The organism is Spongiibacter tropicus DSM 19543 (genome assembly GCF_000420325.1).
Taxonomy (GTDB): Bacteria; Pseudomonadota; Gammaproteobacteria; order Pseudomonadales; family Spongiibacteraceae; genus Spongiibacter; species Spongiibacter tropicus.
The window spans coordinates 2,218,639-2,234,067 of record NZ_ATUS01000001.1; the positions used below are offsets into that span (position 1 = coordinate 2,218,639).

At 57.7% G+C, this 15,429-nt stretch carries 15 protein-coding genes and 1 tRNA gene; 5 read left to right on the plus strand and 11 right to left on the minus strand.

From position 1 onward, the window contains the following. Positions 1-8: 8 nt before the first annotated feature. The gene (gene argA, locus G411_RS0110380) at positions 9-1,319 is read right to left on the minus strand and encodes an amino-acid N-acetyltransferase (protein ID WP_028968336.1); all 1,311 of its coding nucleotides are present in this window, start codon (positions 1,317-1,319) and stop codon (positions 9-11) included. A gap of 89 nt (positions 1,320-1,408) precedes the next feature. On the opposite strand from argA, the gene G411_RS0110385 reads away from it, so the two are divergent. Further along, positions 1,409-2,284: a hypothetical protein gene (locus G411_RS0110385; protein ID WP_157581214.1), complete on the plus strand. Its 876-nt coding sequence runs from the start codon at positions 1,409-1,411 to the stop codon at positions 2,282-2,284. A gap of 58 nt (positions 2,285-2,342) precedes the next feature. Beyond that, positions 2,343-2,999: a 2OG-Fe(II) oxygenase gene (locus G411_RS0110390; protein WP_022959140.1), complete on the plus strand. Its 657-nt coding sequence runs from the start codon at positions 2,343-2,345 to the stop codon at positions 2,997-2,999. Here G411_RS0110390 and G411_RS0110395 read toward each other — a convergent pair. Continuing rightward, complete coding sequence (locus tag G411_RS0110395) at positions 2,996-3,622, minus strand: class I SAM-dependent methyltransferase (RefSeq protein ID WP_022959141.1); 627 nt, start codon at positions 3,620-3,622, stop codon at positions 2,996-2,998. The two genes, G411_RS0110390 and G411_RS0110395, sit on opposite strands and share 4 nt — an antisense overlap. Before the next feature lie 152 nt (positions 3,623-3,774). Here G411_RS0110395 and G411_RS0110400 point away from each other — a divergent pair, with 152 nt between their 5' ends. Beyond that, the gene (locus G411_RS0110400; RefSeq protein WP_022959142.1) at positions 3,775-4,431 is read left to right on the plus strand and encodes a glutathione S-transferase family protein; all 657 of its coding nucleotides are present in this window, start codon (positions 3,775-3,777) and stop codon (positions 4,429-4,431) included. Positions 4,432-4,448: 17 nt separating this feature from the next. Here the strand turns inward: G411_RS0110400 and G411_RS0110405 are convergent, their stop codons facing one another. Further along, complete coding sequence (locus G411_RS0110405) at positions 4,449-6,347, minus strand: ATP-binding cassette domain-containing protein (protein WP_022959143.1); 1,899 nt, start codon at positions 6,345-6,347, stop codon at positions 4,449-4,451. A gap of 27 nt (positions 6,348-6,374) precedes the next feature. Here G411_RS0110405 and G411_RS20085 point away from each other — a divergent pair, with 27 nt between their 5' ends. Further along, positions 6,375-6,860 (plus strand): TIGR02444 family protein, encoded by a 486-nt coding sequence (locus tag G411_RS20085; RefSeq protein WP_022959144.1) that lies wholly within the window; start codon positions 6,375-6,377, stop codon positions 6,858-6,860. A 7-nt stretch (positions 6,861-6,867) separates the two neighbouring features. Here the strand turns inward: G411_RS20085 and G411_RS0110415 are convergent, their stop codons facing one another. After that, positions 6,868-7,701, minus strand: coding sequence for a hypothetical protein (locus tag G411_RS0110415; protein ID WP_022959145.1), 834 nt, complete (start codon positions 7,699-7,701; stop codon positions 6,868-6,870). Between the two features lie 157 nt (positions 7,702-7,858). On the opposite strand from G411_RS0110415, the gene bamJ reads away from it, so the two are divergent. Beyond that, on the plus strand, positions 7,859-8,572 hold the full coding sequence (gene bamJ / locus G411_RS0110420) for a BamJ family beta-barrel-assembly machinery protein (RefSeq protein WP_028968338.1): 714 nt from the start codon (positions 7,859-7,861) through the stop codon (positions 8,570-8,572). Positions 8,573-8,851: 279 nt separating this feature from the next. On the opposite strand, the gene G411_RS0110425 is transcribed toward bamJ, so the two are convergent. From G411_RS0110425 to G411_RS0110455, 7 genes are all read right to left on the minus strand, one after another. Then, entirely contained in the window at positions 8,852-9,775 is a 924-nt protein-coding gene (locus G411_RS0110425) for a TIGR01777 family oxidoreductase (protein ID WP_022959147.1), read from the minus strand. A gap of 11 nt (positions 9,776-9,786) precedes the next feature. Next, positions 9,787-11,235 (minus strand): SDR family NAD(P)-dependent oxidoreductase, encoded by a 1,449-nt coding sequence (locus tag G411_RS0110430; protein ID WP_022959148.1) that lies wholly within the window; start codon positions 11,233-11,235, stop codon positions 9,787-9,789. 444 nt (positions 11,236-11,679) lie between these two features. After that, the gene (locus G411_RS0110435) at positions 11,680-12,369 is read right to left on the minus strand and encodes a DUF6498-containing protein (protein ID WP_157581217.1); all 690 of its coding nucleotides are present in this window, start codon (positions 12,367-12,369) and stop codon (positions 11,680-11,682) included. Next, positions 12,366-13,052 (minus strand): hypothetical protein, encoded by a 687-nt coding sequence (locus G411_RS0110440; RefSeq protein WP_157581220.1) that lies wholly within the window; start codon positions 13,050-13,052, stop codon positions 12,366-12,368. The genes G411_RS0110435 and G411_RS0110440 overlap by 4 nt, the downstream gene beginning before the upstream one ends. Next, positions 13,049-13,546, minus strand: a complete 498-nt coding sequence (locus tag G411_RS0110445) for a hypothetical protein (protein WP_028968339.1) — start codon at positions 13,544-13,546, stop codon at positions 13,049-13,051. The genes G411_RS0110440 and G411_RS0110445 overlap by 4 nt, the downstream gene beginning before the upstream one ends. A 31-nt stretch (positions 13,547-13,577) precedes the next feature. Continuing rightward, positions 13,578-15,032: a hypothetical protein gene (locus G411_RS0110450; RefSeq protein ID WP_022959152.1), complete on the minus strand. Its 1,455-nt coding sequence runs from the start codon at positions 15,030-15,032 to the stop codon at positions 13,578-13,580. Between the two features lie 310 nt (positions 15,033-15,342). Next, a tRNA-Arg gene (locus G411_RS0110455) sits at positions 15,343-15,419 on the minus strand. Between the last annotated feature and the right edge of the window lie 10 nt (positions 15,420-15,429).

Sequence of the window (15,429 nt, forward strand, 5' to 3'; positions counted from 1 at the left end):
TGAAATAACTACGCCAGCGTTTTGATAAAGGCTTTGGAGTTGCGCTGAAAATTGTAGAGCTTCTGTTTGGCGGCAGGCAGCTCGGTAAACGGTGCCTGCACATAGCCTTGCTCCTGAAACCAGTGCGCGGTCTGGGTCGTCAGTACAAACACCCGTTCCAGTCCGTGACTGCGTGCATCCCGTTCAAGCTGACGCAACAGTCGCTCGGCGCGGTCCGCACCCCGGTAGTCCGGGTGCGTCGCTACGCAGGCAATTTCGCCGATTTTATCGTCGCCGTAGGGGTAGAGCGCCGCGCAGGCGATGACCATGCCGTCGCGGACAATGATTTTGAAGTGACCGATTTCGTTTTCCAGCAGCTCTCGGGAGCGCTTGAGCAGCACGCCCTTGGTTTCCAATGGCTCGATAATGCCGAGAATGCCGCCGATGTCGTCGATGGTGGCGGTATGGAGTTGCTCGTAGTGCTCCTGGGTAACCAGCGTTCCCGCTCCGTCGCGGGTAAAAAGCTCGCGCAGCAGGGCACCATCGTCGCGGTAGGAGACAATATGGCAGCGATCGATGCCGAGATCCCCGGCATCGACGGTGGCCTGCACAATGCTGTCGAGGCTCAGTTCCGGCTGCCGGGCCAGTTCGGCATCCACATCGCGGTACTCGCACTGGCGAATAAGCTCTCCCGACGGGTCTAATAGTCCGGCTTCGTCTGTCAGCAGAATCAGCTTGTCGGCCTTGATGGCAACGGCGGTATGTACCGCCACGTCTTCGGCGCTGAGATTAAATATTTCGCCGGTGGGGGAGTAACCCAGCGGTGACAGCAGCACAATATGCTGTTGATCCAGTTGCTGGCGCAGTGCGGTGGCGTCGACCTTGCGGACCACACCAGTGTGTTTGAAGTCGATGCCGTCGAGCACGCCCATCGGTCTGGCAGTGACGTAGTTGCCGGAACTGACGCGAATGGCGGCCCCGTGCATGGGTGAGTTGGCCACACCCATCGACAGCAAGGCTTCGATGTGCGCGCGCAGTGAGCCTGCCGCGTCGGTCACACAGCGCAATTCCTGTTCGTCGGTAATGCGCAGGTCATTGTGAAACTGGCTTTGCAGGCCGGCGCTGGCGACGCGCTCTTCGATTTGCGGTCGGGCACCGTGAACCAGTACCAAACGCACACCAAGGCTGTTCAGCAGGGCAATATCGTGGACAATATTGGCAAAATTGCTGTCCGCTACCGCTTCGCCACTGAGCAGCATGACAAAGGTTTTGCCGCGATGGGCATTGATGTAGGGCGCAGAATTTCTAAACCACTTAACGTAATCGGTTTGCTCTGACATGGCGCGGGCCGCTCGCTGCATTAACGGGAGTATTTTGTTTGTATGCTCAGTAGCTTACAAGGCATTTTTATGAAATGCATGGGCTGTGGATGACTGGCGGGACGGCGGCAGACATCTCCCCCGCGCTCGCCGCCTGGGGCGAGGCGCTGCGGGACGACATTGACGCGCACTTTGCCGAGGCCCATCAGCGTGTGGAGTCGGTGTACCGCCAGCATTTTCGCTCGCTGCCGACGGTGCTCCAGCGACACTGGCAGTATCGGCGCGATGTACCTGCAGATCTGGCGGCGCTACCGCGCAGTGTATGGCGGCTTGTTAACCGTCGCGGAAAAAGTGAGCGCCCACTCACGGGGAAGGAGCAGGCGATAGCGCAGTTAATCGCTGTGGAGGTACTGGACCTCGATGGTCTGCAGGCCCGGTTGTTCCAGCGTCTCGAAAGCCACCCGGATTACCGCCCCGAGACGGTGGATGCCTTGCGGGCCGAGCTGGCAGGTGATCCCGAGCAGGCCGCGCAGCGACTGCGGGAGGCGGTGGCGCGATGGGGGCTCAGTCAGGACAGCAGCCGCGATCTGCTGCTGTTTTTGGTGCTGGGATTGGCGGGGCGAGGACTGAGCGACAAAGTGCTGTTTGGCAGTGCCTCGCTGATCGGGATGTCGGCTGCCAGCTCGCTATACCTGTCTCAGCAGGGGTGGTTGGCGGCCTGGTGGGCGAGCTGGTTTGGTGTGCCGGGCTGGGTGACGCTGGGCGGCGCAGCCGCGGGGGTGGTCGGCGTGATGGCGCTGACGCCGGTGCTGGCGCCGTTTATTGAGTGTGGCTTTAACCGGCTGTGGCGTCGCCAGCGCCTGCATCGCTTGCTGGACGAAGTTCACCAGCAATTGCGTCCGCCATTGCGGGAGCACCTCTGGCAGTACGGCAGTTATCTGCAGTTCCTGCCTGACCTTTTGCAACTGCTGCGACAGTTGCGCTAAAACCACGTGCCCACACTGCATAAGGCAGCTACACTGCGCCAAACTGTGGAGAGCTGCCGTGACCGCCGAATCAATCATTACCGCGCCTGATCGCGAGCTGCTGTTTGATCAGATTGCCGATGAGCTGGAGTTACGCGGTTACGCGGTACTGCCTGTTGCACTCCCCGCAGAACTTGCCGAGCAATTACTGCTGCGCGTGATTGAGCTGGGCGATGGGGCCTTTAAGCCCGCCGGGGTGGGGCGTCAGTCTGACTATCAACAAAACCGCTTCGTGCGCAGCGATGAAATTCGCTGGTTTACCGCCGAAGACGCCGCGGAAGCGGCGTATCTGGAGTGGATGAATGCGCTGCGCGAGGGAATGAATCGCCGCCTGTTTCTGGGCTTGTTTGACTACGAGTGCCACTTTGCCCGCTATGCGCCGGGCAGCTTTTACCGCAAGCATGTGGATGCCTTTCGGGGCCGCAGCAATCGCGTTCTGTCGACGGTGTTCTACCTGAATCCGGGATGGACGGCGGCCGATGGGGGCCAGCTATTGATCTATGGCGACCGCGATGAGCTGATGGACAGTGTGATTCCGCTGATGGGAACGCTGGTGGTGTTTCTCAGTGAGAAAGTGCCTCATGAGGTGAGTGCGGCCAAGCGACTTCGCCACAGCATTGCTGGCTGGTTCAGGGTGAATGCCAGCCTCGGCCCGCACATCGACCCACCCGCTTAAATCCGGCGTAACACGCCCAGGCTGTTCACCCGCTCAAGCGGTTCAAATAACCCGGAGGCCAGCGCCAGCCGGTAAATGGCGATAGGCGCCTGCCCGCCTTCTTCGGGGGCCGTAAACAGGTCGTGAATGGCGAGAATGCCGCCGCGCTGAATGTGCATGGCCCAGCAGCGATAATCACTGAGGGCGGCCTCCAAGCTGTGACCGCCATCGATAAACACCATGGCCAGAGGCGTTTGCCAGTGCTTGGCGCAGACTTCCGACGGGGCGACCAGCGGGACAACCCATTCCTCAAAACCGGCGCGGCGTATATTGCGGCGAAATTCCGCAAGCGTGTCGAAGCGCGCCTCTTCGGCGTTGTACAGCTCCGGGTCGTGAAACATCTCGCCAAGCTGATGCTCTTCTGAACCGATATGGTGATCCACGGCGTATACCACAGCGGTAGCTGGCGCGGTGTCGCGACAGGCCTGAGCCAGATACAACGTGGATTTGCCGCAGTAGCTGCCCACCTCCAGCAGTGCGCCGTTGGCCGCTTGCTCGCAGCCATATCGGTACAGGGCGTCTGCCTCGTCGTCGGCGAGAAAGCCTTTTACTAGAGAAACATCAATGGGCAGAGAAACGGCCATGGGGGTCACCGGGAGTTGAAAGAGGCAAAACCTTAGCCAAACTGCGACGGCGGAGCAACTTACCATCCTGTCAGCTTTCCCGCAGCCGCGGCTTGCGCCATACTCGTCGCGGTCTTTTGCGTTCTGTTTACGATAAAAATTTGGGGAATATCATGCTTAAACTGTACGGTTTTGCGGTCAGCAATTACTTCAATATGGTCAAGCACAGCTTGCTGCACAAGGGCGTGGACTTCGACGAAGTCACTGTCTATCCGAATGCGGGAGCGGACTATCTGAGCAAGAGCCCCATGGGTAAGGTGCCCTGTATCGAGACGGAAAACGGCTGCTTGGCAGAAACCAGTGTGATTCTCGACTACCTGGAAGCCCGGTACCCGCAGCAGCCCCTGTATCCAGCCGACCCCTGGCAGCGCGCCAAATGTCTCGAGCTCATGAAAGTGGCTGAGTTGTATCTGGAACTGCCCGCGCGGCGCTTACTGCCAGTGGTGCTGGCTGGCGCTCCGGCTGACGAAAAAACCGTGGCAGAAGTCAAAGAGCTGATGGATAAAGGGATTGCCGCGGTCACGGCGTTGGCCCAGTTCAAGCCCTATGTTCTCGGCGACTCCCTGACCTTGGCGGATATTGTCTTGCGATACGCGATGGTCGTGGCTGATCTGGTGGGCGGCGCGGTCTTTCAGCGTGATATCGCGGCTGAAGTTGCGGGTATGGCAGAGTGGAAAGCGATGATGGCTTCGTCGCCAATCAGTCAGCAATTGGATGCCGATACCAACGACGCTATGGCGGCCTTTCTGGCAATGCTAAAAGGCAAATAAGCGTTGCGGGACGGCGCTCAGGCGCCGTCCATCTCAGCCTCGAGTACTTCCATTTCTTCCTGTAGTCCCAGCCAGCGTTCCTCAACGTCGTCGTTTTCACTGCGCAGTGAAGCCTGTTCGGCGAGCAGGGTTTTCAGTTTGTCCTTGTTCGCATCGCTGTACAGTTCGCTGTCGGCGAGGGTCTCTTCCAGCTTGGCGAGCTGGTCCTGCAACTGCTGCATGCGCTTGTCGAGTTTCTGAATCTCTTTGCGCAGCGGGGCAAGCTGGGCGCGCTTCGCTGCGGCGTCCTGACGGGCTTTCTTTTTGTCGACCGGGGCCTCGGCGGCGACACTGCCCTGCGGGCGCGCTCCGGCATCTTTGTTGCGCGCCAGCAGCCACAGGCGATAATCGTCCAGACTGCCGTCAAAGGCGTCGACGCGTCCATGATCCACTAATAGCAGTTCGTCTACGGTGTTGCGAAGCAGGTGACGGTCGTGAGACACCACGATCACCGCGCCCTCAAATTCCTGCAGGGCGGTCGTCAGGGCGTGGCACATTTCCAGGTCGAGATGGTTGGTGGGTTCGTCGAGCAGCAACATATTGGGTCGCTGCCAGACGATAATTGCCAGCGCCAGCCGAGCTTTCTCACCCCCTGAAAAGTGTCGGCAATGCCCCTCGGCGCGTTCGCCTCGGAAGTTGAAGCCGCCCAGGAAATTGCGAATATCCTGCTCCCGGGCCTCGGGGCGCAGGCGCTGCAATTGCAGGATCGGGCTGGCGTCCAGATCGAGAGATTCGAGCTGATGCTGATGGAAGTAACCCATCCGCAGGTGTTCTCCCCCCTGCCGCTGGCCGGAGAGCAGTGGCTGGGTGCCCGCGAGGGATTTCATCAGCGTGGATTTGCCCGCGCCGTTGGCACCGAGCAGGCCGATACGATTGCCGGGGTGAATACTCAGGTTCACGCCGCTGAGCAGGGGCTGGCTGTAACCGAGATCCGCCTGCGAGAGATTGAGCAGGGGGTCGGAGACCTGACCGGGTTCGTAGAAGCGAAACTTAAAAGGCGAATCGACGTGCGCGGGGGCGATTTCTTCCATCCGCTCAAGGGCTTTCAGTCGACTCTGAGCCTGTTTGGCTTTACTGGCTTTGGCGCGGAAACGACGCACAAAGTCTTCCATATGAGCGCGCTCGGCCTGCTGTTTCTCAAAGGCTTGCTGCTGCTGGGCCAGCCGTTCGGCGCGCTGGCGCTCAAAGGCGCTGTAATTGCCCCGGTAACGGTGCAACTGGTGATTTTCAAGATGCACCACCACATCACAGCAGGCATCGATGAAATCCCGGTCGTGGGAGATCAGCATCAGTGTGCCTTCATAGCGGCGCAGCCATTGCTCCAGCCACAGGCTGGCATCGAGGTCGAGGTGGTTTGTGGGTTCGTCGAGCAGTAACAGGTCTGAGGGACACATCAGCGCCTGCGCGAGATTCAGGCGAATACGCCAGCCGCCGGAAAAGGCATTGACCGGGCGTTCGATCTCGCCCAGTCCGAATCCCAGTCCTTGCAGCAATCGCTCGGCATCGCTGCGAATCTGGTAGGCGTGAATGACCTCCAGTTCCGACAGCAGCTCGGCCAGGTGGTGGTCGTCTTCGCAGCCGGCGATTTCCGCCTCAATGCGGCGGTATTCGTGGTGGCCGTCGATCACGTATTCAATCGCCGGGCGTTCGCTGGCGTCTACTTCCTGGCGCATCTGGGCGATCTGCCAGTTGGCAGGCAGCCGCAGTTCCCCGCTGTCGTAGGCGAGTTCGCCGGAGAGCAGTTTAAACAGGCTGGATTTGCCGCTGCCATTGGCGCCGACCAGGGCCAGGTTCTCGCCGGGGTTTACCCGCAGCGAGGCCGACTCTAGCAGCGCTTTGCCGCCGCGTTGTAAGCTGAGATCTGTCATTTCAATCATGGGGCGCGATTATAGCGTGGAGAATTCATGGCGTCGGTAGATTTCGCAGCTCAGCCATCGGTTTTATGGGACTTTGTCTGTCGCAGCTATGCTCGACCGGGGGTGGCCGAGGCTTGTCTGCACGTTCAGGACGAGCACGGCCTGGATGTCTTGTTGCTGCTGTCAGCGGCCTGGCTGGCGACGCAGGGCCAGCGGCTGACACCTGAGCGCCTTACCGAGCTGAAGAGCTGTTGCCAGCCAAGGCGCGAGCAGTTGATTGAACCCCTGCGTAGGATGCGCCGGGCGCAGCGCCCGGAAAATGATCATTCTGCGGAGCAGCAGGTACTTTATGAGGCGCTGAAGGCGGCGGAGCTGGCGGCGGAGCGACGCCAAGTATTGGCGCTGGAGACACTTATGCAGCGCTGGCCCGTCGATGGTCACAACGGCGTATTGTTGCTGGAGAATCTGCGGATGACGGCATCGGAGGGAGCACTGCCGACACTGAAACAGTTGTCGGCGCTGCTCGCAGAGTAAGCGCTGTTCAGAAATCGTCGAACAGGCTTGCCAGGCGATCTTCGACCTTGTCGGGATGGCTGGGGATATCACTCATCGGCTTGGGACGCTTTGAGCGCCTGGCTTCTTCCCGCGGCTTACTGGCCTTTTTGGCCGGCGCCGTAGCAGGTTTAGCCGTTGCCGGAGCGACGGCAGTTTTCTGTTCGTCCGCCTTCGCCTTTACAGCTGCTTTCTTGGCGCTGGCCTGGGTGGCAGTTTTCGCTTTCTGGCCATCGGTTTTATTGCCTGCCGGTGTTTTGCTCGTCGCCGGGCTTTGTTTGGAGGGGGCTGGCTCGGCGGCGGGTTTGGCGGCTGGCTGGGGTTTACGGCTGGTGCCGGAAGGCGATTTGCGAGGGGTAGGGGCTTTTGCGGGTGTTTCTGCTGGGGGCTTTTTAAAGGCTTTATCTGCGTCGCTCATGGCTTTGGCGACAGCTTTTTCCTTTCTGAGCTGAAGCTTCAGGTTCAAGGCTTCACTCTGCCGTTGTGCGAGATCGGCCTGTGCGGTCTCCAGCGCGGCCCCGGCTTTTTCCAGGCTCTCCTCTGCCCGCTTTATCAGGCTGGGTTTGGCGCCCTGTTTTTCCTGTAATCGCTGTTTGGCTTCGGTGACGGTCTGGCGGGCTTTGTCCACCCTCGATTTTTGAATTTCTACTGCCTTTTCAACGGCTTGAAGTTGGCTTTCCAGCGCATTGAGCTGTTTTGTACGAAGGGATTCCAGTTCCGACTGCAGTCGTTGCAGCTCGTCGATGGCTTGCTCTTTTGCTTTTTTCTTATTGAACACCATAGCCCAGGCTCGCAGGATGATTAAAAATCCGTCAATTTCCATTATACAAACTTGTCGCCGGGAAGCTATTGGCGTGATGCAGGTGATTTCACATCCGCGTCACTGTGTATGGGTGAACGCTTGTGGCAGACTATGGTCTGATTGACTGTTGCCAGGATGAGGGCGGCAGCAAAACATTCCCCAAAATTAAGGTAGTTGCATGAAGAAAACAGTTATTAGTGCAGTGGTAATGAGTGGCTTGCTGGTTGCCTGTGGCGGAAAATCTGCAGAGCCTTCGCTCGATTCGGAGATCGCCAAAGTCAGCTATGGCATCGGCGCCAATATCGGTTCGCGCTTCGGTGAAGACCTGCCACTGGACGTTGACGCTTTCAGCGCCGGTGTGCGTGATGCGCTGAGTGGCGGTGAGCTGAAAATGAGCGACGAAGAGATTATGTCGACCTTGCAGGCCTATCAGCAAAAGCAGATGGCTGAACGCCAGGAAGAAGCTCAAGCCGTTGCCGATACCAACAAAGAAGCCGCTGACGCGTTCTTCGCAGAGAATGCCGGTAAAGAAGGCGTGGTGACTACTGAAAGCGGCTTGCAGTACACCGTTGTGGAAGAAGGTGACGGCGCCAGCCCCACGGCTGAAGACGTTGTAGAAGTGCACTACGAAGGTACATTGCTGGATGGCAGTGTCTTCGACAGCTCGTATCAGCGCGGCGAAACGGTCAGCTTCCCGGTCAACGGGGTGATTCCCGGCTGGACTGAGGCGCTGCAGTTGATGAAGGTCGGTGCCAAGTGGAAACTGTATATTCCCTCTGAGCTGGCTTACGGTGCCGGTGGTGCAGGTCAGATGATTGGGCCTAACGCAGCACTGGTATTCGATGTTGAGCTGATCGGCATTGAGGGCGACGATAAGGCGGAGGAGAAGTAAGCTTCCGTTTCTTCGCTGACATAAAAAAGCCCCAACCATTGGTCGGGGCTTTTTTTTCGCCTGAACATTCTTGAGCGTGAGTTTGGAACGTCAAGACGGCTTGTGTCAGCGTTCCGTTCAGCGGCGTTTCTGGCACAAGCGGTATTCAAGTGGTGCGATACGTCCTTGTATGCACCGGTGTCATCCCTGACACCTTCATCATAACTTTCTAAACAGTTCTCTCTAGTCGTGATCAGAGCGCATCACTGTGAGACATTGTCCATCCTGTCGCGCCGATTGCTAGGGACGTTCCACGCAGTCGTGGAGGATGGCCTCCATGCTACTGAACTGAAATGGGTAGCCTGACGATGCCAGTGCGGCTGGCACCACCCGCTGGGAGCTGAAGAACAGCTCCTGCATTTCGCCGAATAGCAGGGCGGCAACGGCTTGAGGCATTTGTAAAAAAATCGGTCGATGCAGGGCGCGGGCGAGCTGCTGGCTGAATTCCTGATTTCTGACCGGCTCTGGGCTGACAAGGTTGTATACACCGCGACATTCCTCGCGATCGATAAAAAAACACAGTGCTTCGACCACGTCCCGCCGGTGAATATAGGCTTGCCACTGCTGTCCACTGCCAAAGCGGGTACCGAGTCCCAGTGCGAAAGCGGGCCGCATCTTGGCGAGTGCTCCCTGTTTTCTGTCTCGGTCCAGTACCACACCAAGGCGGGCGATGACGGTTCGACAAGGCAAATTATCGACGCAGGCTTCCCAGTGTCGGCAAAGTTCGGCGGAGAAGCCATTGCCAGCCGCACTGTTTTCGTCCAGTAGCGACTCGCCGCGGTCACCATAAACGCCGATGGCTGAGGCGCTGATAAAGCAACTTAGTGTCGGCCAGTCCCGACGCGCGGCTGAGACCAGCTGCCGTGTCGTTTGAACACGGCTGTCCAGCAGGCGCTGCTTCTGTGCGAGGGACCATCGGCGCTGGGCGATGTTCTCTCCGGCAAGGTTCACGACAGCATGGGGGCGCAAGCTGGCCAGTTCGCTGTAATCGTGGGGCTGCAGGTCTGGGTACACCTCACCGGGGAAGCATTTTTCCAGTTTCGTCTTGTCTCGCCCCAGTGCGTAGACGCCATAGCCTTTCTGCAACAGGGCGTGGCATAGCGCCTGTCCAACAAAGCCGCTGGCGCCGGAAATTGCGATCCACTTCTTTTCAGTCGCCGTCATTGCGGGTTTCCTCACAGATAGGCTTGCAGGGTGTTATCCAGGTAATTTAGCAGACGCTGTCTTTGACGAGCGCTGGCGGCGGTGCCGGGGAGGACGTTGGCGGTATGTGCACGTCGGTCAAACCACAGTGCGTTGCTGGGGGGGAGCGAGGCGCAGGACGCCAGCCATACGATGGTATCTGCGCCCATTCGGCTGTCACGCAGCATGGCGGCTAGCCGCCGGTTAAAGGAGGGCAGCGATTTTGCTACGCCCGGGGTCGCTGCCCAGCCGGGATGCATGGCATACACGGGTGTGACGCCGCCAGCGTTCAGCTCCTGGCCGTAGGTGAACAGGGCGCGTTTCGCATGGGCGTAGGCACGACTGCCATCATAGGGTGACTGACGGTATTCCATATCGTGTTCGCGCAAGCCGACGAGATACATGCCGCCGGAGACAACATTGATCACGCGTGAATGTTCATTCATGGCGCTTGCCAATTTTCGGCATAACAATGTTGGACTGAGCAGATTGACCGCCAGTGCCCGTTCATGGCCTTCGGGTGTTTCCTCTCGCTCTGAAAACAGTGCGCCAGCATTGTTAATCAGCACATCTATGTGCGAATGCTCCGCGAGAATGGCGTCGGCCGCACGACGGGATTCAGCGAGCGATGACAGATCTGCTTCGTAGCAGAACACGGTGTTGGCATCGGCGCCGCTGGTGTCCAGAATGTGCTGACGACACTGCGCCATGCGCTCCCGGTTGCGTCCAATCAAAATCAGTGTGGCACCCAGTCGGGCCAGTTCACAGGCGGCACTCAGCCCCAGCCCGGCGGTCGGGCCGGTCAGTACCACTCGCTTGCCGTCCATGCGCTGACTGAGGGATTTGTCCGGCATCTGTTGATAGCCCCTGCGCCCGAAGTTCGGCAGCGCGGGGACAATAAGACGATCCTTGAGCGTCGCAAACAGCGACGGTGTCGCGTCCGGATGGGCTTTGGGAGACAGCGCATCTGAAATGCCTTTCGCCACTTTCTTGCCGAGACGGTTCAGGGCGGGCTTGAAGGCTGGTAACAGCGTATCGGGAATGCCGTGCAGTGTGAGTTCTGCCCGATAGCTGATTTCGGTCAGTTCGGGGCTGAGAGCGTCGAAGCATATTTCATCATAAGCGGATAGCGCCCCTGGCTTGCTGGATTCTCCGTTCCCGCAGAGAGGCAGTGAGTAGCCACTAAGTACCAGGCGTTTGTTCGGTTCAGCCTCGAGCTGCTCGTAGCGCATCTGCAACTTGCGCTTGGGAATGTGAAAGACGAGCTGGTATTCGGTGCCTGAGTGTTCTGCTGCGCGAGCGCGCACTGGACCGGGTGTCAGTTTTTCTGCGCTGAATACGCCCGGGTCCCACTGGGGAATCGTGGAGAAGTCGCGAAGATAGTTAAAACAATCCACCACGGGTCGATTGACCCGGATGCGTTCGAACAGGGTGTGCTTCATGCTGCGGCCCGGTGTGCGTTGAATTGACTTGGGTTTTACGCAGACCGTGGCGCGGGCAGATCAGCGCCTGCTCAATGTTATGAAGTGGCTCAGCGTATATCGGGTATGTACAGCGCCAATACCAGCATGAAGCCTACTAACAGTGTCAAATGGTAGTTCAGAGTGTGCTTTATCATGGTACATATCCTTCGCAGTTGGACGCGGTTCCGTCCGCGGGCAGATCAGTTTTTCAGTAATTGCAGCAGGGGTGTACCCGCAATTTTGGGATTAATTCGCGAAGAAAAATCGCCCTGCACCAGGGCTGTGCGGCGCACCAAAATGACCTTAGAAAACCGGTCTTTTTAATAGCGTTTGGGCATAAACAGACCGGAAAACGGCTTTCGTAAAACTGGCGTGACGACCTGATACAGGCGGCGGCTTTCGCGCCGTATTTCCTGAGATGACCTAGTTTCGGGCGGCACGTCCGGCTTTGATTTCTGCAATCGTCGCGCGGATCACACTCATTGCTGGCATGAAATAGAACACCATAAACACCGCTGTAGCCGGACCTGTTATGTCGAGTAGCTGTGCGCCGGCCAGCAGGAAAATGGTGAGATGAATCGTCACGACGGACGCATACGCAGAGCTGGTGGCGCCGGGAATGGATAAGGCGTATCGGCCGCGGACGATATCCACAAACAGCGGAAGTTTGGCGGCCAGCAATAAGGCGAGGAAGTCGGGATAGTTCTGCAGGCAAATCCACAGATTGTCGACGCCAACCAGCAAGCTTCCGGGGCCGGCGCTGCGGTCGGCCTGCAGCGGGAAAAACAGCTCAAGAAATATTGCGTGGACAAGGTGAAAGCCAAGAAAGTGAAGGCTGAAGAACGCCAGCAGGAATAGGCTGCCGGGCACGCCCAGTCCCTCGATGTCACCATTTGATGTGCGCCCTGCGTAAAGGCCGGCGGCAATGACCGTGAGAATATGCAGATAGCCCGCGATCAGGCTGGTGCTCCAGAATGCCCAGATAACATCGCTCGCTCCCCAGCTGTTGATCGACAGCCAGAAAATAGACGCGATAAATAAGGTCAGGCGCCAGAGGATATTTCTCATCACCATGGCGCTCGGTAATGGGTGGCTTAGCGGCGGCAGTGTCATACGCTATCAGGCGCTCTTTCCCAGATTTCGATACGCAGTGTGCGGGCGATGAGTGATGCATCGTGCCTCAGCTGTTTTTCATTTCCATGGTCAAGCAATCGTATGCGCGAGCCATCTTTCAGCACGAGGTTGAGCTGATATGAGCACCACCCCGCGTGGCTCGTGGCAACGGTTTTGCGAGCGGTTGACGAGCGGGATATCCAGCGGGAGAGAATTTGGATTCCCGCGATGTCTGACAGTGCACCGCAGGATGAGCCCGAGCGGCGTAAGTCCTTGGGAGGGCGGTTACCGAAATAGAAGCGTCGCGTGTGCAAATCAAACGTGAACGCATCTCGCGCGAAAAGTGAGCGCAGCCCGGTGATGAAGAAAACGGCAACGAACAGCAGGCCAAGCGCCACACCTGGCCAGCGACTTCCTTCCGTCCCCAGCAACATTGAGAAAACGACAATCGCCAGCGGTGCAAACAAGACAGACAGCGCAATAAGTATCAGGCCAATGAGCCGCTTGCCCAATGCCGGGCGAACGCAGAGTCCGGTTCCTGTGCGCAGTACGCGGTAATTTGCGTAATTGGCCGATGCCGTTGAGTTGGATGTCCAGCTCAGTTTTCTCGCCGTGGACTCCTCTGTGGGTGACCATCGATGTTCAACGGAGCCGTCGGGCAAGCTGCGTCGAAGTTGGTTCATTTGCGTATAACCGTGCGATTCAATAACGTCCAGCTGGCGTCATACTCAATGGGAGCCGAATCTCTCAGATGATGGATAATGTCGAGCGTGAGGGCTTCCACATCGCTATCAGAAAAGGTCTCCAGACAGACTGTCACTGGCCGCGACGCAGTATGCAGGCTAAGCCAGGGCGTGGTATTCACGGCGGAAAACGTTACGCTCGTAATCGTTGACCAAGGGAAAAACAGCGCCTGCTTACGCTGCTCCAGCGACAAGCCCTCCGTTGATGTGCTGATGGCACCCACGCCCCCCAGCCACTGACGTAAACCAAACATTCCCCAAGCCAGAGCAAAGCCAAATGGCGCAGCAGAGAGTGAGATCCATGGCTCCACGCTAGCGACAAAGTGCAAATAAAGCGGGGCTGCGATCGCGGCGATCACACCGGATATATTGGCGTTGAGGTGTGTTGCCGATGCTGATGTCGAGGTATATCGGTGTGTTGTGCCATCCGTCATAGTTTTGCTCTGAGTATTCGGCGTCTTGTCATCAGTTCTGGAAGCAGATCTCGGTAATGTCATCTCGGCGATAGCAGCGTGGTTCTGACGCGGGTGGGTTATAGCTGGGTTTCCAGCGCAGCAGGTTTTGGAAGGCGGCGTCGGCAGCCTGCTTGCGTTTTTGTTCAGCCTCAAAGCGGCGCTGTGCGGCGGCTCGTTGTTGCTGTGCAACCCGCTGATCGCTGAAGAATTGATAGATCATACTCGCAGGGGCCTGGGCGCAAACTGACAGCCCCGTTCTGCCGGATGAGTTGGCTAGCACGTCAAAGAGGAATTGCCAGTCATAGCGGGCATCGGTTTTTTGGGAATGCTTCTTCCCGTTCAGCCACGTTGCAAACGCAGAGCAATGTTCGGCAGGCACTGCATTGTGCGGGTTATCGGGGCGCTCATAGTGGTGCATAACGGTACGAACATAGTTTGACCAGTGATCAAGATTGCTGTTTCCGCGCGGCATATTATTTCGATAGTAAATGAACGGGTCCTGAGCCGGTTCAAAGGTTTTCAGTGACTGCGCCTGCACCCAGTTGCTCAGTGCCTTGGGAATCAGCGGACAGGCTTCGTCTTTGATGCGTGCCTGTTCATAGGCTAATGCCCAGCTGAGGCCTGCATCGGGAATTCGGCTCACTTCAGGCTTGTTAATGCCATGATGAATCAGGCCATAGGCAATTTGGCAGCCATTCAGGCCTTTGATGCGCTCAGCCACCGGGCGCTTAGCCCGATATTCAGCAATTCTCGCGGCCCAGCGCTCTTCTTCCCGCTGCTTGGCCAATAACTCATCCAACTTCGCGACAATGGGGGTTGGGACGTAGGCGCCCTTAATGCAATCAGTCTTCGGGTTGAAGAACCGGGAATAGATCGCAAACTGTGAGAATGTCAGGGTATAGGCGTTTTTCTGAGCGATTTCGCAGCTTTCGGGAGTGAAGTCGTACCTCATGAAACCTGCTTCCTCCATGGATTTCTGTGCAGGATGATCGCCAAAACATCGGCCCAGGCCAACCGTTCCCTCGGCGATGGCTTCATCCGGAGGAGACTGCGAGAAATAGTCGTTGAAACGGCGGAGATCCCGGTCGGCCCAGTCACCGCGGTCTTTTTTAAGAATTTTTGCGATCTTCCGATTTTTCTCTAAGCCACAAGAGCCGCTTTCCAGGCACTTGCTTAGTGTTTCTCTCGCATATTCGCGCTCATATACGGCAGCTGCACCGCCGTAGAACCACGTGAGTATGGCATGTGATCGCGCATCATTGCCGTAGAGCTTGGGTAAGTTCAGAAAAGGAATGGGGCGCCATTCTGAGACTAGCCAGTGCTCGTAGCGAATCGGGCACTCAGGGCTCTCAACAAAGCCATTATTGATTGTTTCCGCGGTGCCGGTGAATGCCAGTGATGTATTGCTCCACAATACCGACGAAACAAGGAGTGTCAGTGTTATCCAAAGGGTTTTAAACGGCATCTTCCCAATCCTTGTCGTCTGTCATCGCTGGCTGGCAGCAAATTGCCTACAGGCAGTATGGGGTCTTAAAGGAAAAGTGTACCGGGGCTTCGGCTGAGATGGGGGGCCGTATTCAGGGGGGTAGCTTTTCGTGGCTTCAGTTGGCTGTTGGAGAAGGCAACAAAATGAGTTGCTTGAGAGAGGTCGTTTCGGTCGCCTGATACGTTACGAGCAGTTTGAAAGTCGCTGTCAGCGGCGTTCGGTATATCTAGGTGGGGTTCAGCAGTCAGGCAGTTCGTAAAAAAGCAGTTGGCGCTCGCTTTCTTAGTAATGGCCCGCCCGAGAGGATTCGAACCTCTGACCTTTGCCTCCGGAGGGCAACGCTCTATCCAGCTGAGCTACGGGCGGGTGAAAAGAG